General features: G+C 70.8%; 21 protein-coding genes and 1 riboswitch. Of the genes, 14 read left to right on the top strand and 7 right to left on the bottom strand.

Annotation, left to right across the window (positions count from 1 at the left end; genetic code table 11):
* Positions 1-148 precede the first annotated feature (148 nt).
* The 5 genes from ACFPIJ_RS16010 to ACFPIJ_RS15990 all read left to right on the top strand — a co-directional run bounded on the left by ACFPIJ_RS16010 (position 149) and on the right by ACFPIJ_RS15990 (position 4,522).
* Complete coding sequence (locus tag ACFPIJ_RS16010; RefSeq protein ID WP_380115743.1) at positions 149-583, top strand: VOC family protein; 435 nt, start codon at positions 149-151, stop codon at positions 581-583.
* Positions 584-603: 20 nt separating this feature from the next.
* The gene (locus ACFPIJ_RS16005) at positions 604-1,452 is read left to right on the top strand and encodes an SDR family oxidoreductase (RefSeq protein WP_380115742.1); all 849 of its coding nucleotides are present in this window, start codon (positions 604-606) and stop codon (positions 1,450-1,452) included.
* A 95-nt stretch (positions 1,453-1,547) separates the two neighbouring features.
* Entirely contained in the window at positions 1,548-2,558 is a 1,011-nt protein-coding gene (locus ACFPIJ_RS16000; protein ID WP_380115741.1) for an alcohol dehydrogenase catalytic domain-containing protein, read from the top strand.
* A gap of 90 nt (positions 2,559-2,648) precedes the next feature.
* Positions 2,649-3,152, top strand: a complete 504-nt coding sequence (locus ACFPIJ_RS15995; protein WP_380115740.1) for a SigE family RNA polymerase sigma factor — start codon at positions 2,649-2,651, stop codon at positions 3,150-3,152.
* On the top strand, positions 3,149-4,522 hold the full coding sequence (locus tag ACFPIJ_RS15990; protein ID WP_380115739.1) for a TolB family protein: 1,374 nt from the start codon (positions 3,149-3,151) through the stop codon (positions 4,520-4,522). The genes ACFPIJ_RS15995 and ACFPIJ_RS15990 overlap by 4 nt, the downstream gene beginning before the upstream one ends.
* A 179-nt stretch (positions 4,523-4,701) precedes the next feature.
* Here ACFPIJ_RS15990 and ACFPIJ_RS15985 read toward each other — a convergent pair whose 3' ends face one another.
* Positions 4,702-6,267 carry a DUF2142 domain-containing protein gene (locus tag ACFPIJ_RS15985; RefSeq protein WP_380115737.1) on the bottom strand — a complete coding sequence of 522 codons (1,566 nt, stop codon included), beginning with the start codon at positions 6,265-6,267 and terminating at the stop codon, positions 4,702-4,704.
* Positions 6,268-6,743: 476 nt separating this feature from the next.
* Here ACFPIJ_RS15985 and ACFPIJ_RS15980 point away from each other — a divergent pair, with 476 nt between their 5' ends.
* A complete protein-coding gene (locus tag ACFPIJ_RS15980; RefSeq protein ID WP_380115736.1) occupies positions 6,744-7,910 on the top strand; it encodes an LCP family protein in 1,167 nt (388 codons plus the stop codon).
* A 69-nt stretch (positions 7,911-7,979) separates the two neighbouring features.
* Positions 7,980-9,602, top strand: coding sequence for a murein biosynthesis integral membrane protein MurJ (gene murJ, locus ACFPIJ_RS15975; protein WP_380115735.1), 1,623 nt, complete (start codon positions 7,980-7,982; stop codon positions 9,600-9,602).
* Here the strand turns inward: murJ and ACFPIJ_RS15970 are convergent.
* The 4 genes from ACFPIJ_RS15970 to ACFPIJ_RS15955 all read right to left on the bottom strand — a co-directional run bounded on the left by ACFPIJ_RS15970 (position 9,584) and on the right by ACFPIJ_RS15955 (position 16,816).
* Positions 9,584-10,597 (bottom strand): sugar transferase, encoded by a 1,014-nt coding sequence (locus ACFPIJ_RS15970; protein WP_380115734.1) that lies wholly within the window; start codon positions 10,595-10,597, stop codon positions 9,584-9,586. The genes murJ and ACFPIJ_RS15970 overlap by 19 nt on opposite strands.
* A gap of 40 nt (positions 10,598-10,637) precedes the next feature.
* Positions 10,638-12,521 carry an asparagine synthase (glutamine-hydrolyzing) gene (gene asnB, locus ACFPIJ_RS15965; RefSeq protein ID WP_380115733.1) on the bottom strand — a complete coding sequence of 628 codons (1,884 nt, stop codon included), beginning with the start codon at positions 12,519-12,521 and terminating at the stop codon, positions 10,638-10,640.
* Positions 12,522-12,567: 46 nt separating this feature from the next.
* Positions 12,568-13,347 carry a WecB/TagA/CpsF family glycosyltransferase gene (locus ACFPIJ_RS15960; protein ID WP_380116189.1) on the bottom strand — a complete coding sequence of 260 codons (780 nt, stop codon included), beginning with the start codon at positions 13,345-13,347 and terminating at the stop codon, positions 12,568-12,570.
* An 820-nt stretch (positions 13,348-14,167) separates the two neighbouring features.
* Positions 14,168-16,816 carry a DUF6493 family protein gene (locus ACFPIJ_RS15955; protein ID WP_380115731.1) on the bottom strand — a complete coding sequence of 883 codons (2,649 nt, stop codon included), beginning with the start codon at positions 16,814-16,816 and terminating at the stop codon, positions 14,168-14,170.
* Between the two features lie 305 nt (positions 16,817-17,121).
* Between ACFPIJ_RS15955 and ACFPIJ_RS15950 the strand changes: the two genes are divergently transcribed.
* The 7 genes from ACFPIJ_RS15950 to ACFPIJ_RS15920 all read left to right on the top strand — a co-directional run bounded on the left by ACFPIJ_RS15950 (position 17,122) and on the right by ACFPIJ_RS15920 (position 22,851).
* Positions 17,122-17,331: a hypothetical protein gene (locus tag ACFPIJ_RS15950; protein ID WP_380115729.1), complete on the top strand. Its 210-nt coding sequence runs from the start codon at positions 17,122-17,124 to the stop codon at positions 17,329-17,331.
* Between the two features lie 48 nt (positions 17,332-17,379).
* Positions 17,380-17,670: a hypothetical protein gene (locus ACFPIJ_RS15945; protein ID WP_380115728.1), complete on the top strand. Its 291-nt coding sequence runs from the start codon at positions 17,380-17,382 to the stop codon at positions 17,668-17,670.
* Positions 17,556-18,410, top strand: a complete 855-nt coding sequence (locus ACFPIJ_RS15940; RefSeq protein WP_380116187.1) for a sulfite exporter TauE/SafE family protein — start codon at positions 17,556-17,558, stop codon at positions 18,408-18,410. The genes ACFPIJ_RS15945 and ACFPIJ_RS15940 overlap by 115 nt, the downstream gene beginning before the upstream one ends.
* Before the next feature lie 83 nt (positions 18,411-18,493).
* Positions 18,494-19,738, top strand: coding sequence for a D-alanyl-D-alanine carboxypeptidase family protein (locus tag ACFPIJ_RS15935; protein ID WP_380115726.1), 1,245 nt, complete (start codon positions 18,494-18,496; stop codon positions 19,736-19,738).
* Between the two features lie 272 nt (positions 19,739-20,010).
* Positions 20,011-20,154, top strand: a riboswitch (cyclic di-AMP (ydaO/yuaA leader).
* Between the two features lie 472 nt (positions 20,155-20,626).
* The gene (locus tag ACFPIJ_RS15930) at positions 20,627-21,454 is read left to right on the top strand and encodes a hypothetical protein (RefSeq protein WP_380115725.1); all 828 of its coding nucleotides are present in this window, start codon (positions 20,627-20,629) and stop codon (positions 21,452-21,454) included.
* Positions 21,455-21,610: 156 nt separating this feature from the next.
* The gene (locus tag ACFPIJ_RS15925; protein WP_380115723.1) at positions 21,611-22,348 is read left to right on the top strand and encodes an IS6 family transposase; all 738 of its coding nucleotides are present in this window, start codon (positions 21,611-21,613) and stop codon (positions 22,346-22,348) included.
* A gap of 62 nt (positions 22,349-22,410) precedes the next feature.
* Positions 22,411-22,851 carry a class I SAM-dependent methyltransferase gene (locus ACFPIJ_RS15920; RefSeq protein ID WP_380115721.1) on the top strand — a complete coding sequence of 147 codons (441 nt, stop codon included), beginning with the start codon at positions 22,411-22,413 and terminating at the stop codon, positions 22,849-22,851.
* A 99-nt stretch (positions 22,852-22,950) separates the two neighbouring features.
* Here ACFPIJ_RS15920 and ACFPIJ_RS15915 read toward each other — a convergent pair whose 3' ends face one another.
* Positions 22,951-23,781, bottom strand: a complete 831-nt coding sequence (locus tag ACFPIJ_RS15915) for a class I SAM-dependent methyltransferase (RefSeq protein ID WP_380115720.1) — start codon at positions 23,779-23,781, stop codon at positions 22,951-22,953.
* Between the two features lie 10 nt (positions 23,782-23,791).
* Positions 23,792-24,937 carry a glycosyltransferase gene (locus tag ACFPIJ_RS15910; RefSeq protein WP_380115719.1) on the bottom strand — a complete coding sequence of 382 codons (1,146 nt, stop codon included), beginning with the start codon at positions 24,935-24,937 and terminating at the stop codon, positions 23,792-23,794.
* Positions 24,938-24,940 lie beyond the last annotated feature (3 nt).

Raw genomic sequence — 24,940 nt, 5'->3', positions numbered from 1 at the left:
GGGGAAGGAACCACGTGCCACACCGGAGGGGTGGTACAGGGCCTCTCAGCAGCTCAAGGCGGGAGGAGATCCCGCCGACCCAGCTCATCGAAAAGCTGTCGCGGGTAGCGTTTTGAAAGGCGCTCGGCTTGAACCCGAGGAGGCATCGATGACCCAGACAATTGCGCCGTCATTCGAGGGCGTGCATCATGTCGCATTCACCGTCAGGGACCTCGACAAGAGTGTCGAGTGGTACAGGAAGGTCTTTCAGGGTGATGTGGTGGAGGGGAAGCTGCCGCATTACGGGCGCGAGTGGAGCGGATACGCCGAACTCGTCGTCGAGCCCCGGACCGGGCTGACGATCGGTCTGCATCACAACAACGCCAACCAGGGCGAGGAGATGGATGAGACCCGCACCGGGCTGGACCACATCTCGCTGAAGGTCGACGGGCGTCAGGGCCTGCAGGCCTGGGCCGACTGGCTCGACCGTCTCGGTGTTGCGCACTCCGGCATCCAGAGCATGAACGAGCCGTTCACCTTCTCGACGATCGTGTTCCGGGATATCGACAACAACCAGCTAGAGGTAATCGCCGTCGACGTCTAGCGATGGATGAGGAGACTGACGTGACCAAGGTGCTTATCACGGGATGCGGCACTGGTTTCGGACACGAGGTGGCCATGCGTCTGGCGGAGAAGGGCTTCGACGTCATCGCCGCCGTGGAGATCTGGGCTCAGGTGCAGACCCTGAAGCAGCAGGCAGCTCAGCGCGACGTGCAGCTGCAGGTGGAGAAGCTCGACGTCACCGACGAGGGAGACCGTCGGAAGGCGTTGACGTGGGACGTCGAGGTGCTGGTGAACAACGCCGGCGTCGGCGAGGGCGGCTCGACGCTCGACATCCCGGCATTGAACATCCGCCGGGAATTCGAGGTGAACGTCACCGGACCGCTGCTCCTGACACAGGGCATCGCCAAGCAGATGGTCAAGCGCGGAAAGGGACGTATCGTGTGGGTCTCCTCTCGGGAGGGGCTCAACGTCAACCCCTTCACCGGCATCTATGCGGCGTCCAAGCATGCGATCGAGGCCATCGCCGAGACGATGGCGATGGAGTTGCAGGAGTTCGGCGTCGAGGTCGCCACCATCAATCCCGGACCGTTCCTGACCGGCTTCAACGATCGGATGTTCCAGACCTGGCAGAGTTGGGCGGACGACCCGTCCGAGCGGCTCTTCGACTACTCGAAACTCGCTTTTCCGCGCGCCCAGTTCGACCCCGAGCCGGTCTACGCCACGATGACCGCCGTCGCCGCCGGCGACGTGGACACCTATCGCAACCTGGAACCCAAGCAGATGATCGACGAGACCAAGCGCCTTCAGCAGGCACCGTGGGACAGGAAGACGACGGACGGTTTGGGCACCCGACCCGGGCAACTTCAGGCCTCCTACGACATGGAGCCCGAAACCCCGATCGCTGTGTAGTCGTCGGCAATCTCCGCTGGGGAGAGCAGATCATGCAGATGCGAGCCGCTCGGATGCACGGGTACCAACAACCGCTTCGGGTCGAAGAGGTTCCGGTGCCCGAGATCAGCCCGGACGGGATCCTGGTGAAAGTCGCCGCGGCGGGCATGTGCCGCAGCGACTACCAGCTCGTTGACGGCTACTTCAAGGACCCGTTCCCCGTACCGTTTCCGTATATCCCCGGGCATGAGATCGCCGGTCGCGTGGCAGGGTTGGGCAGCGCGGTGCCGGCTGCAGTGCGCCTTTCCGAAGGCGACATGGTCGTGGTCTACCCGAGCTGGGGTGACGGCACCTGCCGGCAGTGTCGCGAGGGCAACGAGCAGTTGTGCAGCGGCGACGGACGATGGGTGGGCTTCGGGCCGCCGGGGGGCTTCGCCGAGTACATCGCCGTGCCCTACCGCTTCGCGATCCCGGTGTCCGGGGCCGGTGCGGAGACGCCGGAGATACTCGCGCCGCTGACCGACGCGGGCGTGACCCCCTACCGTGGGTTGAAGAAGCTCCGCGACGCCGGCAAGCTCGGGCCGGGTCGCACGGTCGGCATCACCGGCATCGGTGGCCTGGGCGCCTACGCGGTCCAGTACGCCAGGCTGTTCGCGGGCGGATCCACGGTGATCGCGCTCGGTCGAACTGACAGTAAGCTGGCCGTCGCGGTGGAGAACGGCGCACACCATGGGATCAACACCAGGGACAAGTCCGTTGAGGCCATCCAGGACGAGCTCGCCGAACGCACCGGCCGGCGCACCGTCGACGCCATCCTGGACTGCGCGGGCGCCAAGGCGTCGGTCTCACTGGGGTTTGACCTGCTGGGCGTCGAAGGCGCGCTGGTGTCCGTCGGGCTGATGAGCGACCGCGTGGAGCACCGTCTGTTTCCCTTCGTCGGAACGGAGCTGTCCTACCACGGATCGTTCTGGTCCGACTACAACGACCTCGTCGAGGTGCTGGCACTCGCCGACGCCGGGAAGATCAGGCACAACATCACCAAGGTGCGCCTCGAGGACATCAACGAAAACCTGGAGTCCCTCGGCCGCGGCGGCGTCGTCGGCCGCCAGGTCATAGTGTTCGACTGAGTCCATGAACGGCGTCCGCGAACGTCCCGGAAATTCGTTCCCAACCAAATGAAGGCCCGCACCACTCAGAGTGGGTGAAGGAGGCCAGGGTTGCGGGATGAACGGGAGTACGTCCAGTACGCGCAGACACGTCTGCCGGCACTGCGCCGGTTGGCGTATCGGCTGTGCGGCGACTGGTCGGGCGCGGACGACCTGGTGCAGGAGTGTCTCGTCGCGCTCTACCGGCACTGGCGCAGGGCGTCGGCGGCCGACGAGCTCGACGCGTACGTGCGCACCATGCTCGTGCACACGTACCTGTCCGAACGGCAACGCTCCTGGAGCCGCCGGGTCCACCCCTTCGCGGAGGTGACCCCGCCACCGGCGCCACCGGCCGCCCCTGAACAGCGCGTCGACCTGCTCGCCGCCCTGGCCAGGCTGACCCGCGGCCAGCGGGCGGTGCTCGTGCTGCGCTACTGGGAGGACCTGGACGTGGCGCAGACCGCCGTGCTGCTCGGCTGCTCGCCCGGCACCGTCAAGAGCCAGACCTCCGACGCCATCGCGGCCCTGCGCCGCCTGCTGCCCAACTACGTGCCGGGAGGGTCGGACCTGCCATGAAAGAGCTGTTCGCGAACCTGCCCGACGAGCAGGCACCCCCACCACCCCCCGGCTACCTCGACACCGTCCTCACGGTGGCCCGCCGCTCCGCCCGCCGGCGCCGCGCGGTTGGGGTTGCGGCCTGGACGGCCGTGCTCCTGGCCGTCATTGCCGTCGCTGTTCCGCTGGTACGGCCACCGTCACAGCCGGCCGCACCCAGCACCCGGGCCACCCTGCCGTCCCGCTTCGCCGGGTACTCCGTCCTCACCGCCGACGCCTCCCGGTCCCCGGCCGGGCGGGCGATCGCCCTGTACGGGTACGGCAACGGCGAGCTGTTCAACATGCACCAGCCGCTCGTCGCCGGCGCCGACGGCAACACGTACCGGCGCATCGCCGCGATGCAGGACCGCGAGCTGCCCGCCGCGCTGCTGTCCCCGGACGGCACCCGCGTCCTGTTCGGCGACGACCGCGCCGCCGTCACCGACCTGCAACTGCTCGACCTGACCAACGGCCGGCAACGCCCCGTCCCCGTCGGCCAGGCGGTCGGGGTACGGCTCCTCGCGTGGTCCCCGGACGGCCGGTACGTGGCGTACAGCGCGGCACCCGTACCCGGGAACACCGACAACATCGGCAACTTCGTGGACTACGAGGTGGCCCGCACCGGCACGCTGCGGATCCTCGACCTCACCACCGGCAACAGCACGCCGGTGCCCGCCGCGACCCCCGCGTGGAAGGCGGCGTTCGCTCCCGACAGCCACCGCCTCGCGGTCCAGGTCGGCCGGCAACTGCACCTGCTCGACGTGTCCGGCGCGTCGTCGGGGGTTGTCGACCTTCCCGCCGACCGGCAGCTCGTGGGCAACGTCGGCTGGTCGCTGGACGGCGCCGCCTTCGCCACCATGCCGCTGCCCGTCGACGGCCAGGCCAGCGGCAGTACCGGCCACGACACGTATCTCACTGAGCGGCAGACCCTGACATTCGTGCCGGTGCCCGGCGTCGGCGGCCCCGTGACGCCCTCGTTCGACGCCGTGCAGCTGCTGGGGTGGAGCGCTCCGGAGCAGGTCCTTGTTCTGGACGCCGATGCGGTGGGGCACCTGACGATCGCCCTGGTCGACTTGCGCGACGGCAGCCGCCGCGTGCTGTCCCGGTTCGACACCGGTTCGTCGTGCGAGTTCGGCACCCAGTCGTGCCAGGTCTTCGACCTGCAACTGGCGACGGGCCTGCTGCCCGGGGTGACGGCCCGCGACGCCGGCTGGGCGCACCGCGGCCCGTGGCCCGTGTGGTTCATGGTCACGGTAGGCGTCCCCATCGCCGGGGTCACTGTGCTGATGTGGTGGCTCATCCGCCGCCGGTCGCGACGGTTGCCCACCGGCACATCGCCTACGGGCAACTGAACCGAGGCGTGCGCAATGTCGCCGCAGACCCCTTGACTGAGGGTCAAGGGGTCGTGTCGTCGCCCGGCTCGATCACCTGAAAATGCGCAGCCGCCCATCGGCGGGACCCTCGGATGCTGCCGATGCGCCGGTCGACTCCGCGATCCCGGCGTGACGCCGCGCCTGACGGAGGCAGCGTCTCACCGGACGTTCGGCATGGACGGCAACGCGTGCTGTTTCGGTGGTGCGTGGACGGGACCACGCGGACTGTCGCCGGCCACCACCGCGGCCAGCACCGCGAGGATCGCGCCGCCGGCCAGCACCGCCAGCAACGGCGGCAGCGCGCCGGACGGTGGCCGCCAGACGCCCGTGAACGGGTCGAGGCGGGCGCCCGGGCCGGACTGGAAACGCGTCATCACGAACGCCAGCAGGTACACGTGCAGGACTGCGGCCACGCCGGTCAGGACGGTGCAGTAGGGGCGTAGCCGGTGCCGCGCGGCAAGGCGGCGCTCGAACTGCGGCGCGCAGGCGGCGCACAGCACCACGCCGGCGGCTGCCGGCATCGCGTACCGGCCTTGCGCGAACCAGCCGATGATCGGCAGATAGTGCAGTTCCAGGGCCAGGAGCAGGCCGAGGCAGGCGGTGCCGAGTGAGGCGGCGACGAGGATGAGCCGGCGGCCGCCGTGGATCAGGCTCGGCACCACCACGGCGCCCAGCAGCAGGCACCACGCCGCGATGACCACCAGCGGCGGCTTGGTCTCGCCGTAGTCGAACTGGCCGACGACCTGTTTGAGGTAGAACGGGATGCGCCGGGTGACCAGGACCTGCGCGAGCTCCGACGGGGCGGGGTGCTGGGCGTCGCGGGCGACCGGAGCGACGCCGGCCACGCCGGAGTACGCCATCCAGCCGAGCGAACCGGCCAGGCCGAGCAGCCATGAGCCGGCAATGATCCAGCGCGTCTCGCGGCGCCGCCACAGCTGGGCGATGCGGCCGGGGCGGGCCAGCGCCGCGCACGCCGTCACGACGAGCATCAGCAGTACGGGCCCGAGTTGGCGGACGGTGAGCAGCACCAGCGAACCGACCGCGACCAGCACCAGCAGGCGGCGCACGGCGTGATCGCCGAGCCGTGCGTGGGGCGCCCGCAGCAGGGCGAGCAGCGCGCAGCAGACGGCGACGCCCGCGGCGATCTCGAGGCCGTTCGGGTTGACCGAGCCGGCCAGGTTCGCCGCCATCGGCGTCGCGGTGAGCACGACACCGAGCGCGAGCAGCCGGCTGCCGAGCCGCAGCGCGGCGCCGGCCGCGCCGGCCAGGAGCGCGGCCGCGGCCAGCGCCGAGATGAGCCGCGCGAGCAGGATGCCGGTCCGGTCGGGCGCGAGCACCAGCGGCGCACCGACGAGCAGGTAGTAGACCGGGCTGTACCTGGCCGCCCCGCTCGGCGTGAGGACGCGGGCCCGGTCGGTGGTCCAGTGTTGGCAGTCGGCCGGGCGCGCCGGGCGGGGCGCCCAGGCGCAGTCGACGTTGCTGTTGCTGGGCATCAGGCTCGCCGGTACCAGGAACGCGGGCTTGCGGTCGTCGCGCCGGTCGACGACCGTGCGGTGGGTGGTGAGCTGTCCGGTGGTCACGGCGTAGGCACGGGCGATGTGGTCCTTCTCGTCGTACGTGCCGTTGACCGGCAGCGCGAGCGCCCATCCGGCTGCGATCAGGAAGAACGCCGGCAGGTAGAGCCACCACCGCGGCGCTGGCCCCGCGACGCTACTGCGCCGCATGGAGGGCAGGACGTACCGGCATGGGCTCCCCGCGAGTGACGTTCGTTGACGGCTGCGTAGTGCGTGCGGCCCGTTCGTACCCAGGCACGGACGGGATACACCGGCGGCGCGGACCCGGGGCACCGGTTTCGTAGGGGTGGAAATCGGGGTTGATGTCGCAGGACACCGCGGCCGCCGGTCCACCCGCTCCGTAGGTTTCTCCTGTCCGACGTGTCTCGTGAACAGGAGCCGGCCCGGTGACCTCTCCGGATGAACCGCACCGATCCGGTGATCCGGTGACCGACCGATCCGGTGATCCGGTGACCGACCGGCCCGGTGATCCGGTGACCGACCGATCCGGTGATCCGGTGACCGACCGATCCGGTGATCCGGTGACCGACCGATCCGGTGATCCGGTGACCGACCGGCCCGGCCGCGCGTGTGGCCGGGCAACCGTGACGACCGACCGGCCCGGTCGCGTGTACGGTCGGGCAACCGTGACGACCGAGCGGGATCAGCGCGAAGGGCGTAAGGATCCGTCATGGGCGCGGTGGTGCATCGTGCTCGGCACGATCCTGGCCGTGCTGGCCGGCGCGGTACCCGTGGCGAAGGAGGCCCTGCTCTCGTACGCGATGCGCGGCGTTGTCCAGCAGAACCTGCTCGGCGACACCGGCAACCAGGCCCAGCAGCCCGGCCACGCGTCCGTCACCGGGGCGAAGAACATCCTGCTCATCGGTGTCGACGCCCGCCCCGGCCAGGACCCTCACGAACCCGTCCGCTCCGACTCGATCATCATCCTGCACATCCCGGCGACGTATGACGCCGCGTACATGGTCTCGATCCCTCGGGACACCTGGGTCGAGATCCCGCCGTACGACAACGGGGCCAGGCAGTACCCGGGCGGCGACGACAAGGTCAACGCCGCGTACGCGTACGGTGGCAACGGCCTCACCGGGCCGGCTGCCCGCAGCCATGCCGTCGAGCTGCTCGCCCTGACGATCAAGAAGCTGTGCGGGGTGACGTTCGACGGCGCGGCGATCGTCGACTTCACCGGCTTCCAACAGGTCGTCAACGTGCTCGGCGGGGTCGACATGTACGTGGATCAGGAGACCACGTCCGTGAGCATCGGTCACAACAGCAAGGGCGGGACCGAGGTCCCCTTCCGGCAGTACACCAGAGACGACGGCGGCCAGGGCCTGGACCCGGTTCCGGGCGTGACCCCGGTGGCCTACCACGTCGGCTACCAGCACCTCGCACCGTGGCAGGCCCTCGACTACGTCCGGCAACGCGAGACCCTTCCCAACGGCGACTACGACCGGCAACGCCACCAGCAGCAGTTCATCAAGGCCGTCTTCAAGGGGATGCTCAGCAAGGACGTGCTCACCAACCCGATGCGGTTCAACAAGGTCCTCGAGGTCGCCGGCAAGGCGATCACCATCGACGGCGGCGGCATCGACCTGGCCGACTGGGCGTACGCGATGCGCGGCGTGAGCGGCGACGACGTGGTCACCATCAAGTCGAACGAGGGCACGTTCAACCAGTCGCCCGGCAACGGCACCGCCGAAGCCCTCGACCAGACCACCGTCAACCTGCTCGCCGCCGTACGCGCCGACCAGGTCAAGAGCTTCCTCGCCGCGCATCCCCAACTGGTCGCCGGTGGCTGACCGGCCGGCCTGGTGAAGGTCGGCGGGACAGCCGGATCGTCCCTGGGACGCGCGGGCCGGGGAGCGGCCGTGGCGACGCTGGCATCGCGGGCGGCTGGATTCGTCAGGATCCTGGTGCTGGCGGCCGTGCTCGGACTCGGTAGCCGGTTACTGGACAGCTACAACCTGGCGAACGCGCTGCCGAACGTGGTGTACGACCTGGTGGTCGGGGGTGCGATGGCGAGCGTCATCGTGCCGATGCTGACCCGGGCGGCGCTGACGGAGCCCGACGGTGGCGTGGTCTACGCCCAGCGACTGTTGTCGATGATCGGCTTCGGCCTGGGGGCGGTCACCCTGGTCGCCACGGTGCTGGCCCCTGTTCTGGTGGACCTGTTCACGCCCGGCTTCACCGCGGACCAACGGCATCTGACGGTCGTGTTCACCCGGTTCTTCCTGCCGCAGATCCTGTTCTACGGCATGAGCGCCGCGGCGGGCGCCGTGCTGAACATCCGGGGCCGGTTCGCCGCACCGATGTGGGCGCCGCTGGCCAACAGCCTGGTCGTCACCGCGGTCGGGTTGTTGTACTTCGTGGTCGGCGGCGCGACCAGCATGCAGGCGTTGACCACGCCCCATCTGCTGCTGCTGAGCCTGGGCACCAGCGCCGGAGTCTTCGCCCAGATGGCCATGGTGATGTGGGCGCTGGCCCGCAGCGGTTTTCCGTTCCGGCCCCGGCTCGATCCCCGGGGCATCGGGATGCGCCGGATCGGCCGGCTCGGCGGCTGGATGCTGTTCTCCGTCGCCGCGGCCCAGGTGCTGTTCACGGTCGCCACGAGATCGGCGTCGATCGGCGGGCCGGGTGGGATCAGCGCGTACCAGAACGCGTACGCGTTGTTCCAGATGCCGTTCGCGGTGATCACCCTGTCGGTGATGACCGTGATGCTGCCCCGGTTGAGCCGCAGTGCGGCTCGCCTGGATCACCGCCGGATCACCGACGACCTGTCGTTGGGCATCCGGTTGGCCGTCGTTGCCCTCGCCCCGGTCTCGGCGGTCATGGTGGCGCTCGGACCGCAGCTCGCCGCGCTCCTGTTCGCCCACGGGCGCAGCGACGCGTCGACCGTGGGCCTGCTCGGGACGGTCATGGCGGTGTTCGGGCTGGCCCTGGTGCCGTTCAGCGGGTACGCGATCCTGCTGCGCGGGTTCTACGCCATGCAGGACACCAGGACGCCGGCGCTGATCGCCAGTGGGGTCAGCGCCGTCGGCGTGGCCGGCTGCCTGGCCGCCGGTGCGTTCCTGCCCCGCGCGGACATCGTCGTGGGCATCCCGATCGCCTACGGGGCGGCGTACACCACCGGCCTCATCACCGCGGGTCTGGTCCTGCGCCACCGGCTGGGCCGCATCGACGGTCGCAGGCTGGTGAGCACGCACGCCCGGGTGCTGCTCGCGGCCACGGCCGCCGCCGGTGTCGCCACCGCGGTCGCGCACCTCCTGGCTCCGCTGACCGGGCCGCTCGTCGTCGTCGCCGCGGCCGGCGTGCCCGGCGGGATCGCGTACGTCGTCGCCGCGCGGCTCCTGCGCCTCACCGAAATCGGCCGGCTGGTGGCCACCGCCACCGCGGGGATCCGGTCCGGAGACGGACCGGAACGGACCGGCACCGACCGGCCTGACCGGCCTGACCGGTTGAGCGCGGGTGCGCCTCACGCGCCGGGGAGCTGACCCGCGTGCTCGATCGGCTCGGACGGGCCGCCGGACCCGTTGGCCGGATCAGCGGTGGTGCGGTTGGAGGGCACGAGCGGCGGGTCGCTGTGGTACCGGCGCTCGCCGCGAATCGTGGTCAGCACCGCGCGGCCGAGCAGCCGCAGGTCGAACATCACGCTCTGGTGCTGGATGTAGGCGAGGTCCTTCTCCAGCCGTTCCTGCGGTGGCATGTGGAACTTCTCGATCTGGGCGAGACACGCGATCCCCGGCCGGACCGTGTGCCGTTCGGCGTAGCCGGGCACGGTCCTCAGGTGGGAGAGCACCAGTATCGTCCGCAGCGGGCGCGGGCCGACCAGGCTCATCGTGCCGCCCAGGACGTTGATCAGCTCCGGGAGCTCGTCCAGGTGCCAGCGGCGCAACCGCTGGCCGACCCGTAGCGTGCGCGGATCTCCCGCGGGTGACGCCACGGGGCCGGTGAGCCTCTCCGCGCCGTACCGCATGCTGCGGAACTTGAACTGCCGGAACGTGGCACCACCCAGGCCGACGGAGTTCTTGGTGAAGAAGACCGGGCCCGGCTCCTCGAACCAGATGAGCAGCCCGATGATCGGCCACAGCGGCAGCGTGAGGGCGAGCCCGACGGACGCGCCGACGATGTCGAGCAGCCGCTTCCCCCGGGGCACCCGGCGGCGAGGGACCGTGCTCGGGGCGTGGTAGGCGAGGACCATGCGCTGGACCCCCAACGAGGGCGGCGCGTTGTCCTCCACGATCCCGGCCGTGGCGGCGCTGAGCACGATCCCGCCCGCGAACGCCCCGGTCACGATCAGCAGAGCGGCTCGCGCCGGGACGTCGTAGCCCAGGCGCACCCAGAGCCACGGCGACAGGATCAGCCCCACCGAGACGAGGAAGGCGATCCGGCAGATCCAGGCCCGCGTTGTCCGGGAGATCAGTGACGTGAGGACGACGGCCGGCAGCAACGCCAGGACGATCGACAGGAGCAACACCCAATAGTTCACGGTCTCCTACCCTCAGCAGTACTACTCGTGACGGCAGGCGCTAGAGGTACGCCTTCTCCTGCTCGGCCCACATGGTGAAAAGCAACAGGATCCAGATCTCCCGGGCATGCTCGGCCGTGCCGCTCAGGTGCCGGTCGACGATCGCGTTCACCTCGTCGAACTGCAGGTAGCCCTGCCGCTCCAGGACATCCCGGCTCAGGTACTCGCGGAGCAACGGTCGGAACACACCGCGCAGCCATCTGGGGAGCGGGGCGTTGAAGCCCTTCTTGCGCATCGCGATGATCTCCGGCGGCAGCAGATCGGCCATCGTCCGGCGCAGCAGGAGCTTCGGCCGCAGACCGGGGGACTTCAGCCGGCCCGGCAGGGAGAAGGCGAACTCGATCATCGAGGTGGCGAGCAACGGGACCCGCACCTCCAGCGAATGCGCCATGCTCAGCCGGTCGACCTTGGTCAGCACGTCGTCGGGGAGGTACACCTGGGCATCGGTGTACTGGAACCGGGTCAGCCGGTCGAAGCCGGCGCCGGCCCGGTCGTGCGGCTCGTGCGTGTCGTAGGTGTCGGTCATCCCGGCGAACACGTCGGGCCGCAGGATCCGTGCCTTGTGCGCCTCGCGGAAGACCACCCGCCACAGGTAATGACTGCGACCCGGGTGCTCGACCGCGTTCTCGATGAACCGTCGCGTCTTGAAGTCGAAGCTCGCCCGGGCACTCGAGCGGGGCAGGAACCGCAGCAGCGAGGGAGCGATCCGCACCGTCAGCGCCCGGGGCAGGTGCCGGTAGTAGCGGGCGAGCTTGTCCGCCTGGTACGTCAGGTAGCCGGCGAAGAGCTCGTCCCCGCCGTCCCCGCTCAACGCCACCGTCACCTGCCGCCGGGCGAGTTCGCACAGGTAGTAGGTGGGCACCATGGACGGGTCGGCGAACGGCTCGTCGAAGCAGGGCAGCATGCCATCCGCCACATCCTGTGCGCGTGGTTCGACCAACAGCGCGGTGTGCTTGGTGCCGAACCGCCGCGCGACCAGGGCGGCCGCGCTGCGTTCGTCGTAGGACCGGTCCGCGAAGCCCACCGAGAACGTCTTCAGGACGGCGTCCGGCTCCGCCAGGCGGGCCGCGGCGACGACAGTGCTGGAATCCATGCCACCGCTGAGGAAGAAGCCGAGCGGTACGTCGGCGACCATCTGCTGGCGGACGCTGTCGACAACCAGGTCGCGCAGCATCTGACGGGCCGAGGCCGCCGTCAGGTCGCGGCGCGGCGCCACGTCGGCGAGGGCCCAGTAGCGCTCGATGGTGTACGCGCCGTCCTGCCACACCAGCGCCGTGCCCGGTTCCAGCTTGCGAATCTTGCGGTACATGGTCCGGGGCGCGGGCACGTACATCAGCGACAGGTATGCGCTGAACGCCTGCAGGTCCGGCGAGCGGTCGGAGACGGCGCACAGCACCGCCTTCATCTCCGAGCCGAAGACCAGACCGCCGTCGCGCTCCGCGTAGTAGAGCGGCTTCACCCCGACGCGGTCGCGACACACCACCAGACGACGCCTGGCCTCGTCGTACAACGCGATGGCGAACATGCCCTCCAGGTGCCGCACGAAGTCCGAGCCGTGCTCCTCGTACAGGTGCGGAATGACCTCGGCGTCGCTGCCGGAAGCGAACCGGTGACCCCGAGCGGCGAGCTCGCGGCGTAGGCGCTGATAGTTGTAGATCTCTCCGTTGAGCACCGCGTGCACGGTCCCGTCCTCGGACCGCACCGGCTGCTGACCGTGCTCCACGTCGATGACGGCCAGGCGCCGCACGGCCAGGCCGACCGTGTCGCCGAGGTGGAAGCCTTCTTCGTCGGGGCCGCGGTGCGTCAGGGCGCGGCACATGACACGCAACCGGTCCGGGTCGACCGTGCCCGCGTCGGCGGTCACGATGCCGGTGATCCCGCACATCGAATTCTCCCTTTCGATTGATCGGTGACAGCGGTGGCGGGCGCGATCAGACCGGCGGCGGGTCGGGCAGCCGGAACGCCGGTTCCGGCGCGGCCGGCGTCCACAGCTGCATCTTCTGCGCGGACAACCGGAGCAGGTAGCCGGGTCCGAGGAGCAGGTAACGGCGCCAGAGCCGGCGCGGCTCGAACATCAACCGCCACAGCCAGGCCAGTCCGTACCGCTGCATCGGTCGCGGCGCGGGAGCGAGCCTGCCGGCGTGATAGTCGAACGCAGCCCCGACGGCCATCAGGGGCATGGCCAGCAGCGGCCGCATCGCATGGACGAAGGTCTCCTGCCGCGGGCAGCCGAGGCCGACCAGGACCAGGCGGGCCCCCGAGCGGTTGATCCGATCGGCGATCTGCGCGGGCTCGCCGGGCCGGGCGGGACGGAACTTCGACGCTTCGGCGCCGGCGATCCGCAACTGCGGCAGCATCCCGGTCAGCGACGCCGCCAACTGCTCGACGGTTTGCGCCGTCGAGCCGTACAGATAGACCGGCAACGCCTCGGCGGCCGCCCGCCGCAGCACCCGCAGCGTCAGCTCCGGCCCGCTGACCCATTCCCGCAGGCCCGCCGCGTGCAGCAGGTTGAGCGCCCACCGTACCGGCTGGCCGTCCGCCGCCACCACGTCGAAGGCATTCAGCCGGGCGCCGAACACACGGTCCGAAACCCCGGTCATCACGCCGTGCACGGCCAATGCGGTGAGGATGAACGGGCGCCTGTCGACGGCTGCCGCGACCACCTTCTCGACCGCCGCGTCGTAGTCGATGACGTCGACCATGACGCCCATCACGCTACGTTTGCCGGCATCGATCCCATGCGGCGCACGCCGCAATGCCGGACCGCCCGCCTCGCGGGAGCGGTCCAGCTCGAACCCGGTAGCCAAACGCGTTCCTTTCGTGTCGCCCACCCGCACGCCGCGCTGACCGCGCGGGTCGCACGCCGGCACATCACCCGCGCCGGACCCGCTGCGGGCGTAGCCGAGCCGTACCCCTTCGGCGGCCGATCACGCCGCCCGATGGCACGATGCGGGGTGGCTTCGCGAGGTGAGGTAGCGCACGCCTCGGCACACGGCCGACGCCGCCGTGGGGGCATGACGACCGTGCGGGGCGCTTTCGGCGCAGATCCGGCAGCGGCCCACGCGGCGAGCGGTGGACGCGGCGCTCGGAACGCGCGTCAGGCGGGGGACGGGCGCCGGATCAGCGGGGAGTTCGACGGCACGGCGCTGCCCGGCCAGGCCGTCGCCGGCGCGTCGCGAGGAGATCTTCCACCGGACCTGACCGTGGCGCGTCGGGGCGCCCGGATCACCGCGGCACGAGTACCGAGATTCGTCAGGATGCTTCGGGCCGATCGCCGGCCGGTCCGGCGTCAGCTGGGTGACCTGCCGCCGACTGGCTCGCCGGTGAACGGCCGGCGTCCCGGGCGGTGCGGGCTGCTCGGGCGGCGGTGACCGCTCCGCTGGTGAGCGCCCGGCGCCAGGGCAGGGTGCCGTCGATCTCGACCTGGAGCGAGAAGCTGAGGAGGCGTTCGGGAGGCGCGGGTCGGGGGTGCCGGCCGCCGCGTCCAGGAAGCTGGCGCGGACCACCGACCGTCCAAGGAGGGCGCGTCCGTCACTCGCGTGTGGGGTCCGGGTGGTCAAGCGGGTCGGCGGTGCGTAGCGATCGTGCGGCAGCGGCGGTCCTCGACGTACCGGTGGCCGCGGCCAGCCACTGCTGCAGGCCGGGTGCGGTGACCGGTGCGCCGGCCCGCAGGTGCTCGTCGCGGAGCAGTTCCACCAGCGAGTACAGGCCTCGGGTGGTCCGGTCCAGGGACGGCAGCAGGGTGGTGAGGACCGCCCGGACCTGCGCGCCGCGCCCGGCGGTGGCCAGGTCGGCCAGCGACGCGGCCCACCGGTTCAGGGGTACCACCGCAGCCAGCGTCGTCATCGCGGACGCGAGCGCCTCGGGGCTCATCCGCTGGGGCAGCAGGTCCACGGCGGCGTCGACCGCGGCAACACGGTCGCTGACCCTGGCGCTCGCCAGGCCCGCGGCGACGGTGTACGGGCTCAGTGGCGGCAGCTCGACGACTGTCTGGCTGAGCAGGCTCAGGGCGTGGGCTCCGGCGCCGCCGTCGACGGTGCCGTCGAGGGACGCGAGCTGGTGCGGAAGTGCGATGGCCAGGAGTGGTTCGATGTTGCCGGGCCAGATCGAGGCCAGCCACGGGTGCCACGGCGCGCCGGGCAGCCGGTCGGACGAGGGGTTCACGGCGCCGAGCGTCACGGTCGGCAGTGCCGGGTCGGTGGGTGCCGGCGGTGCGGCCGGTCCGAGCGCGGTGACCCGGATCCGGCTGTACTGCCGTTCCGGGTCGAACGACACCCGCCACGTGGGTGCCCGTCCGGCGCCGGCCGCGTCGTAGCCGGGCCCGCGGCCGATCAGAGATGGATCGTCTCCCCGCGGTGTACGGGACCGGGCCGCCGCGATCCACAGTGGACGGTCGGCTCGGGTGGGTGTCGTCGGTGGCGGTCCGCCGAGAGCGTACCGGAGGGCGGCACCCACGGCGCCGGGTACGGCGGCCGCGGCGGCCCGGATCGCCGGGTCCGCGCTTGCCGCGGCGGGTCCGAGCCGCAGCAGCGCGGCGACCGCGTCGAGCGGATCCGGCGGGGCGCCCGTGGACAGCCGCTGGACGAGCACGGCCGGCGCGATCCAGCCGCCGGCATGGGTCGGTTCCGCGCACGGGGCGTACCGGCGCCCGGCGCGCAAGGCCGACTCCACGGCGGCGGCCCGCCCGGCGAGCAGCTGCAGCTGGGGTGCCAGCGGCGGCAGCCACCGCACCGGCGGCGTATGGGCCGCGGCGAGCACCACGCCGGCCACGACGTCGAGCAGGTGGTCCGATTCCCAGCTCGGGCCGTCGCGCAGCAGGCGTGCCGCCCGCCGGGCAAGGCTGGCGTACTCGACGGGATCGGGGCCGAGCCGGGCGGCCGCGCAGAGCGCGCGTTCGAGCAGTTCCGCGTCGGTCGGGTCGGCCAGCAGGACGGCGAACGCCTCGGCCAGCTCCGCCGGGTCGGTGATCGGCGCCACCGCATCGGGCATTGGTACCGGTGCGGTGCTGTCCGGCCGGGGGACCGGTGCCGCGACCGCGGGTGGGGCGTCGTCGCCGAGCCAGCGGCGGGCCGCCGTCGCGACCGCGGGCGCCAGCGACGGCAACGCGGCCAGGACCGGGCCGGGCTCGCCGCGTACCCGCAACTGCTCGGCGGCGGCGGCCTGGACGTCGGCGTGCGGATGGCCGAGCGCGGCGGCGACGACCGCGGACGACTGTCCGGCACCGGCCCGCGCCGCGAGGGCGAGCGCCTTCATCGCGGTGGACTTCGCCGGTACGAGGACCGCGGCGGCAAGCCCGGCGGCGAGGGCCGCGGCGTTGCCGTCGTGGTCGAGCCGGCCCGCCTTCTCCACCGCCGTGAGGGCGTCGACGGCGAGCGTGACGGTGGGCCCCACGGAACTGCGCAACAGGGTCGCGTAGCCGGCCTGGCGGGCGGCGCGTTCGTCGACGGACGGCGCCAGCGCGGCATGCAGGCGGGAGTACCAGCCGGCACGGTACTGCGGGAAGCCGAGCCCGAGCGCGGCGACCGTCGCGTCCAGCACCCGTGCGCGGTCGATCGTGGCATCGGAAAGCAGGTCGAGGACCGCGTCGTGCCAGGACTGCACGGGCGCGCCACTGTACTTGTCAACGTTGGCGAGGCTCACCTGCCGGTTGCCCTCGACCTCGAAGATCCGCCAGAACGCCCGGGCCAGCAGGTCCGGATCGGCCCGAAGCAGGTCCGAGCGGCGTCCACCGGCGCTGAACCGCCCACCGAGCTGGTTGACCATCGCCAGCGCATAGTCGTCGTCGGCGTCTAGCGTGACGAGGCCGTCGCGTTCGGCCCGGCGGATCTCGTTGAAGTCAGGGGCGCTGAAGTCCTCGGTCGCCATCGTGTGCAGCACGTGCCGGGCGAGCGCGGTCACGAACCGGCCGCCCCGGGATCGGGCGACCCGCAGCTGGTCGTCGTCCGGTGGCCAGTACAGCCGGTCCGCCGGCGCGGCGGCGAAGACGATCAGATCCAGCCGCCGGCCCTCCGCCGGCGTGTACCGGTCCTTGCGGCCGTCGAGGTCGTCCCGCCACCTGTAACGCTCCCAGGCGTGCAGCGCCGGCCGGTGCAGCGCCGCCCGCTCGTCGGCGGTGAACGCGCACACTCGGTCGAGCAGCACCCCGTCGTCGAGCGCCAGGAGTTCGGTCAACGTCACCACATTGGCAGGTTAGACGCGCCGTGGAGGCCCGGCGGTGCGGCCCCGTCCGCGGGAGTTCGGCGCAGCGGCCGACATCATGCCGCCGAGTTCCTGGACAGGGCGATGGGCTGGCCGTCCTTGGGAAGGGGCAGCGAGTGGTGGTCCAGGGGCGCGACGTAACCCGGTTGCCGGCGGCCTGCACGGCGGCCTGCGTGCCCACCATGCCGCGGTTGGCGTGCTGCTGGGCGATCTGGTTGCGCAGGCCGTCTGCCTGTGCCTGCAGTTGCTGCGTGGTCTGCCGCCGCTGCCACACCTGGTTGAAGAATGTGGAGATCGCGCTGACGATAGCGATCGTCTCCATGACCGGCATCGATCCCGTCCCCCTGTCACGCAGTGGTGCACAGCCGTGCGCCAAGCGTGAGGTTGATCTCGCCGCGGCGTCAACGGCGATCCATGAAAGCGGCTACCCGACGACGACTCGGCTCATCCGGTCAGGTTCCGTTCGACGTCCGCTCAGTGGCGACATCCTCCGGTAGCGCAGCGCCGGCGCCGTCGCCGGCGCGATGTCCGCTGGCGCCGGCTACATGGTCGACGTTGGCCGAGGCGACGCCGAGTTCTCCTGGAACGGCCTGGCCGACACCATGATCCGCGGCGGCCTCGACGGCGCACTCAGCGCCGGCGTCGACAAGTTCACAAAACTCCCCAAACTCGGCGGCAGATCCCCACACGGTGGCGATGGGGGTGGCGGCGACGTGCGGGCATCCGGCGGCGGTGGCGGGTCCACCGGCCTGCAGCGGCCGCTGGTGAGCTGGTTCGCCGCCGGTGCGGTACCGCTGGCGATCCTCGGGCGGTACTGCTGGACCACGCCCCGCTGAGTGCGCTCAAGCAGCTGCTGGGGTTCCTGATCGGTGTGGTCCTCTGGCGCCGCTTCCATCCCCGTCCCGGCAAGCCCGGTGACCGGGCGTTCGCCGGCATCGGCGCCGCCTCGGGATTCGGCTCGGCCCTCTTGGGGTCGGTCGGCCCGCTGACCGCACCGTTCTTCCTCGCCTACGGCCTGGCCCGCGCCGCCTACATCGGCACCGAGGCGGCCGCGGCGCTCACCATGCACCTGACCAAGATCGCCGTCTACGGCGCCGGTGACCTGCTCACCGGACAGGTCCTGCTCTACGGCGCCGCGCTGACCCCGGCCACGATCGCCGGGGCGTGGGCGGGCAGAAAGATTGTCGGGCGGATCAGCGACCGGGTCTTTATCGGACTGGTCGAGGCCGGTCTCGTCGGCGCCGGGTTGCTTTTCTTGCCGGACTCGCATAATGCGACACCCGACGTGACGGCGGATCTGGGAGAGCGACGATGCCGTAGCCGGCGGCCTGGACGTCGCCCTCCAGGACCAGCCCGCCCGGCGCGGCGGGGTGAGCTGCACGCCCGTACGGAGCAGTTGAGCGCGGTGCCGGCCGGCTCGGACCGCACGGTGAGGGTGAGGCGCCGGCAGCCAGGGCTGCTGGCCACCCGGATGATCGCCTTCCGGCATGCCGATATGGGGACAGTGGCACGACGTTCGACTGTGGCGAGCCAGCTCCCCGACGGCCATGAAGTCGATGGCATTTTGAGACGTTAGCCGGCGGTCGCATCGGGTAGCGCGGAACGCCGCGTTCGTACCGCGGCTTGAAATTTGGGGCGATCGGCTGTGGGGAGTTCAAGTTGACCAAGACCAGTGTGGAGCCGGTGGTTGTACCGCGGCAGGCTCGTCGTCGAGGGCTGTGGCTGTCTGTGGCCGCGGTGGTCGTGGTGCTCGCCGTCGGCGGATTCGTCACGCTCAGGCTGGTCAGTCCGGTGCCGGCGCCACGGATCGTGCAGACCGTGCCGCGGGTATACGCAATCCCAGGCGTTCCGCCAGTGTTGCCGTGGCCGGAGGCCGGGCAGTCAGCGGTTGAGATTGACGGGCTCGGCCGGCTGGGCTCCTCCGGTGGTTCCCGACCCGTGCCGATCGCTAGCGTCGCCAAGGTGATGACCGCGTACGTTGTCCTGCGGGATCATCCCCTGCGCCTGGACGAGAACGGCCCCACGCTGACCGTCTCGGCTGAGGAGGCCGCCGCTTATCCGTCTCAGCTCGCCTCCGGCCAGTCGCTGGTCCAGGTTGTGGCCGGCGAGGTGCTCACCGAACGGCAAGCCCTCCAGGCCCTGCTTTTGCCCTCGGCCAACAACATCGCCCACATCCTCGCCCGGTGGGACGCCGGCAGCAGCGATGCGTTCGTGGCCAAAATGAACCAGGCCGCAGCCGGCCTCGGGATGGCAGACACGCGCTATACCGACCCGTCCGGGCTCGCACCGTCCACCGTCAGCACCGCTGCCGACCAGGTCACCCTGGGCCGGGTGGCAATGCAGGTGCCGGTGTTGGCGCAGATTGTGGCGATGCCGCAGGCCACGCTGCCCGTCGTCGGGCCGGCCAGGAACGTCAACACACAGCTTGGTAAGGACGGGATCGTCGGCATCAAGACCGGCTCCACCGATGAGGCCGGCGGCTGCCTGCTCTTCGCGGCCGAGATCTCCGCAGAAGGGCAGCGGCTCAGGATCATCGGCGCCGTACTCGCACCCGGCCCGAACATGGCAGACGCCTTCGAGGCCACCCGTCGCCTGATCCAAGCCAGCAGCAGCCTGCCGCACAAGTACCGGGTCGTGCGCGCCGGAGATATTGTGGCGACCGCCCGGGGACCGATGGGCAGGAGCACAACCCTTGCCGCAACCGGCGACGTGGACGTGCTCGGCTGGCCCGGCTTGGCCTACCAGATCGATACCCTGACCACTATGCCGCGCCGCCACATTGCAGCGGGGACCCATGTCGGCACGCTCAAGCTCACTGCCTCAGCCACGGCCGTAACCACTGCCCTGCAGACCACTCAGGCACTCGCACCACCCAGCCGGTGGGAGAGGATCACGCACGGGTGACTGCCGGCGTCCTGCTGTGGCGTCACCCGAACACACCCGCGCCGGTTCGCACCTGGCACGGGCGGCCGCACCGGGGAACGGTCGACGATGGAGACCGTTCCCCCGGTCATACACGAATCACATCGCCGGGCTGCCGAACGCCCGATAGCTGAAACGTGTAGTTAATTCCTTACGTTCCGCTTAGATTTCCGTCGGACGCTTCACGCGCATTTGCGTACCCGCTAGGGTCATGAAATCAACTGTGGCTAACCGTCACCGCCTAGGGTGACTCCACAGTGGATCCGCTGAGTCGTGTTCGCACGAGCCGGGGAACCAGGCACAACTGGGGTGAATCCACGGGGCCACGTGCCGCGAGGTAGGGCGAGCTTCCCGCCCGAACCCGTCAGCTAACCCGGCAGGCGGTGCCGGAAGGAGTAGTGCGTGCAAACCCTCGCGTCGCATCACATCTGCCGCCTGACCTCGACCCGCGGCCCGGGCGCCCATTGGGCGTCGACGGTGATGAGACGGTGTCCGGTTCAGTAGCCGTTTCGGCGCCGACACCCGCACACCCACGACGCGACACCGACCCAGCTATCACTGTCCACTTTGGACAGTTAGTGGGCAGTGCCGCTGACCACCCCTGCCGACACCAGCTTCGGCGGCAGGGGGCGATACCGGCCGCCCGGACGCAGAACGACCGCGCCGTCCGGCGCCGGCCCCAGCCGTCGCGTTCCAGCATGCAATGTCGAGGTTCCCGTGCAGCACCTGTTCACATCACAGCACAACAAAACCAGTCCGCCCTCCGGAAGCCGCCGCCCTCGGCGGCCTCGGCGGTTTGCCGCCGGATGTGCAGCGTGACGTTCTTGGTCTGCTGCCGCACCGAATCCGCGCCGGCCGGAGGGAGGCCGAATGTCCACCGGCGAGACTGAGGTCCAGCAGGACAGCGCCGCGAACGTTCGCGGCCCTCGTCACCTGCAACGTTCCCGCCGCGGCCGCCACGCGGCCCGCCCCCGGATCGGGCTGTACCTCGGCGCAGCCATCATCGCCGCCACGGGGATCGGTTGGTCTTTGCTGCCGACATCGTCGGCCACTACCCCGGGTATCGCAGTACATGCCGACATGGCGCTGGCGGACGACGCGGACCGAGCGAGGGTCGCCGAGAACGACGCTTCCCGCAGCAAACAACGCGGCCAGGTACAGCCCAGCCGGCAACCGACCGCAACGGCCACGGCCCATCCGAAGCCGTCGCAGACGAAGCCGAGCGCACCAGCGTCGTCGTCACCAGCGTCCTCGCCGTCGCCGACCGTCCGCGGCCCCGTCGGCGGGCTGACCCAGGCCGAGATGAACAACGCCGTGGCCATCATCGAAGCCGGCCAGCAACTGAAACTGCCCCGACGCGCGTTCGTGGTGGCGATCGCCACCGCGTTGCAGGAAAGCCATCTGAGAAACCTCGCGAATGCGAACCTGCCGGAGTCGTTGAAGCACCCGAACGAAGGCGTCGGGTACGACCACGATTCGGTCGGGCTCTTCCAGCAGCGACCCAACTGGGGGACCGTCGCCCAGCTGATGGATCCGCACGAATCCGCGCGCCGCTTCTACTCCGCGCTGGCGAAGATCCCCGGCTGGGAGCAGCTGCAGATCACCGTAGCGGCGCAAACCGTCCAAGTGTCCGCCTATCCAGACGCCTACGCGAAGTGGCAGACCCTCGCTCAGCAGATTGTCGACGCCGTCGCGTAGCGCGCCCGGGGTTCCCTCCGGCGGTCACGGATTGATCATTATAGTGACGCGGCCGAGGGGTCGGGCTGCGCTCCCGGTTCCGTGGGTCGGCTTCTCTCGGTTGTCTTCGCGGGGTCTGTTGCATTGATCGATGCCCTGGTCAGGCAGGCTTGAACGGTGAAGCACTCGAACCGCCGGCGTCCAGTCCAGCCACCACGGTCAGCGTTCGCCGGGTTCCAGTTCCCGCCCGACGTCATCATGGTCGCCGTCCGGCTCTACCTGCGGTACAACCTCTCCTACCGCGACGTCGAGGAGTTGCTACTTGAGCGTGGTGTTGAGGTCGACCACGTCACCGTCTTCCGCTGGGTGCAACGCTTCACCCCGCTGCTGGTCGACGCGGCCCGGTTCTGCCGGCACGCACCCGGCGACAGATGGTTCACCGACGAGACATACGTCAAGGTCAACGGTGTCTGGCGATTCGTGTACCGGGCCGTCGACCAGCACGGCCAGGTCACCGACGTACTCGTGTCCGCCCGCCGCGACGCCGTGGCGGCACGACGGTTCCTCCGCCGGGCGATGGCCACGATGAAGGTACGGCCCGCCGAGGTGATCACCGACGCGGCGCCGGTGTACCCAGCGGTCCTCGATGACCTGGTCCCATCGGCGTGGCACCACGTCGAACGCCACGCCAACAACCGGGTCGAAGCAGACCACAGCCAGCTCAAGCACCGGCTCAGACCAATGCGCGGACTACAGACCGCCCAGACCGCCCAGACCGCCCAGACCGCCCAGACGATCATCGCCGGACACGCATTCATGCAGAACCTCCGCCGCGGACACTATGAACTCGGCATCGACGCCCCACGCGGACTCCGCGTCGCCGCGGCGTTGGCCGAACTCGCCACCGCCATCTGAAGACCAGGTCGGCACTCGCTTCAACCTGCCCTCCCGCGCTTCGCGCGAGCAGCGATCGGCACATGCAACAGCGCCGCCTGGACCGTCTTCGCCTCGTCGAGGTGCCCTTTGTGCCCGAGGTGCGGCTGTATCTGGCTGAGGACGCCATCGTGTGGTGGGCCAGGATGGAAGCACAGGCTGGCGTGAAGCGACCGCCTCCGTTCTGGTCTTCCGCGTGGGCCGGGGGCAAGGCGATCGCCCGATATGTCCTGGACCATCCGGCGGCAGTGGCCGGCCGACGGGTTCTGGATCTGGCTGCCGGTTCGGGGTTGGTCGCCATCGCAGCAGGAAAGGCCGGCGCGGCAGTTGCGGCGCGCGGCGCCCAGGTGCTCGTCGGCGATCCCGGCCGGGAACATCTGCCCCGCGGCCGCATGCAGACTGTTGCTACCTACCGGTTGCCGCTCGTGGACGTCTTCGCAGACGCCCAACTGACCCAGATGAACGTGCTGCGGCTGCGCCGATAGCCTCAACGCAACGGACCCCTGGGCGGGATCGCCGTCTACAGCCTGGTCCGCCGGGCCCGCCGCACCCCGAAGACCTGACCGGCGACGACCGCCCGACGCTCACCCGGCGTCGGCGGGGTTGTCAGCCCCCGCCGACGCGTGTGCGCCGTCCGGTTCGCGGCGGCCCACGATCGAGTAGAAGCTCAGGACCTCGGGGAACGTGCCGCCGGGGGAGAGCTCGTGGAGCCCCTGCCGCAGGTCCCGCTCGAAGGCGTCGCGCTGGTCGCCCAGGACGGCCGGGCTCGCGAACGAGGTCGAGTACAGGTAGCCGACGATCCGGTCGGTCGTCCACACGGTCTCGGTCTCGTACTGTCGCGTCCGCAGGCTGAAGCCGGCCTCGGTCAGGAAGTCGCCGTGCCGGCCGGTGACGCCGAAGGCCTGGTTCCCGGCGCGGCGTTCCTGGCCGAGGTACCGCTGGATCGTACGCACGGCCACCGCGTGCCACTCGGTCCGGACGTCCCACACGTCGCTGCCGCCGCCGAGCACCGCGACGACCCCGGTCCCGGTCAGCCAGTCGCGGGCCCGGGCCGACAGCAGCCGCCGATCCATCCAGTGGAACGACGAGCCGGCGACGACGAGGTCGGCGCTCCCGTCCGCCAGCTCGAGCGTCTCGGCCGGCCCGACGAGCCACGTGACGTTGCCGATCGCCTGCCGGTCGGCCTTGCGCCGGGCGAGCGCCACCATCGCCGGGTCGGCATCGATCGCGGTCACGGTGTCGAAGGCGCGGCTGAGCGGGAGCGCCACCTCGCCGGTACCGCAGCCGAGGTCGACGACGTGCCGCCCGTGGGTCCCGACGCTGAGGCGCACCAGGTCGTCCAGCATCGCCGCCGGATACGCGGGCCGGAACTGCGCGTAGTACTCGGCGGTGCTGGTGAAGATCGGCCGGTTCATCGTGGTCCCGTCACTGGTGCAGCTCCTTGCCCCGCCCCTCGGCCATCGCCAGGCAGTAGGCGAGATGGAAGGGCAGGCCCGCGTATCCGTATATTGTCTCGTTGGAGGCGTTGCGGTGCGGGTCCGCCTCCAGCCGCCCGGCCCACTCGTCGATGAGGAAGCCCGGGTTGCGGCCGATCACCTCCCGGAAGAGCGCGACGGCGTCGGCCCACCGGCCCTGCGCCTGCCGGAGCAGGCCCAGGTTGAGCGTGATGTGGTCCAGGTGCGGCGCGGCCGACCGGGCCTCGGACAGGGTCTGCTCGGCGGCTGCCTCGTCGCCCAGTGTCAGCTGCAGGACGCCGACCATGTTGGCTGCCACGCCGTCTTCGGGGGAACCTTCCGCCGCCCGGGTGAACGCGGCGAGGGCGTCGCGGTCGCGGCCGGCGGAGCGCAGCACGTGCCCGTGCAGGTAGGCCAGCTCCGGATCGTCGGACGCGGCGACCGCCCGCTGGGCGAGGTCCAGGCTCTCCTCGAAGCGCCCGAGCCGTCGTACCGACAGCGCGATCTGCATGAGCAGGAACGGGTTGTCGCCCTCGGTGTCCAGTCGCCCCTGCAGCAGGCCGAGGTACATGCGCAGCTTGGCGTCGCGAACCGCGATCGGGCGGGAGAAGCCGTTGTGGTTGAGCACGACGTCGGACGGCGCCCAGCCGCGGCCCGACTCGGCCAGGGACGGCGCCACCGTCTCGGCGACCCGGCCGTGGTAGCGGATGCCGGGGTCGCGGCGGAACAGACGGACCACCGGGTCGGTGTAGAAGCCGCCGTTGGGGAAGAAGTTGTACCGCGTGACGCCGAACGCATGCCGCCCCGCGCCCGCCTCGGAGGCGAGCCGCCGTACGCTCGCCGCCGCCGCTTCCGGCAGCCGCTCGTCGGCGTCGAGCACCAGGATCCAGTCGGAGGTGGCCGCGTCCAGGGCGCGGTTGCGGGCCTTGGCGAAGTCGCCGTCGAGCGTGTCGGTGAGCACGACGGCCCCGGCCGCCACGGCGATCTCCATGGTCGCGTCGGTGGACCCGGTGTCGACGACGACCATCTCGTCGACGGCGGGCGCGGCGGACTCCAGGCACCCGCGCAGGAAGGCTTCCTCGTTCTTGACGATCATGCACAGCGAGACGGTCGCCATCGC

It is taken from the genome of Dactylosporangium cerinum, from assembly GCF_042653625.1.
Lineage (GTDB): Bacteria > Actinomycetota > Actinomycetes > Mycobacteriales > Micromonosporaceae > Dactylosporangium > Dactylosporangium cerinum.
Note: the sequence above shows the minus strand (reverse complement) of the source record. Positions and strands in the feature narration are given on the sequence as shown.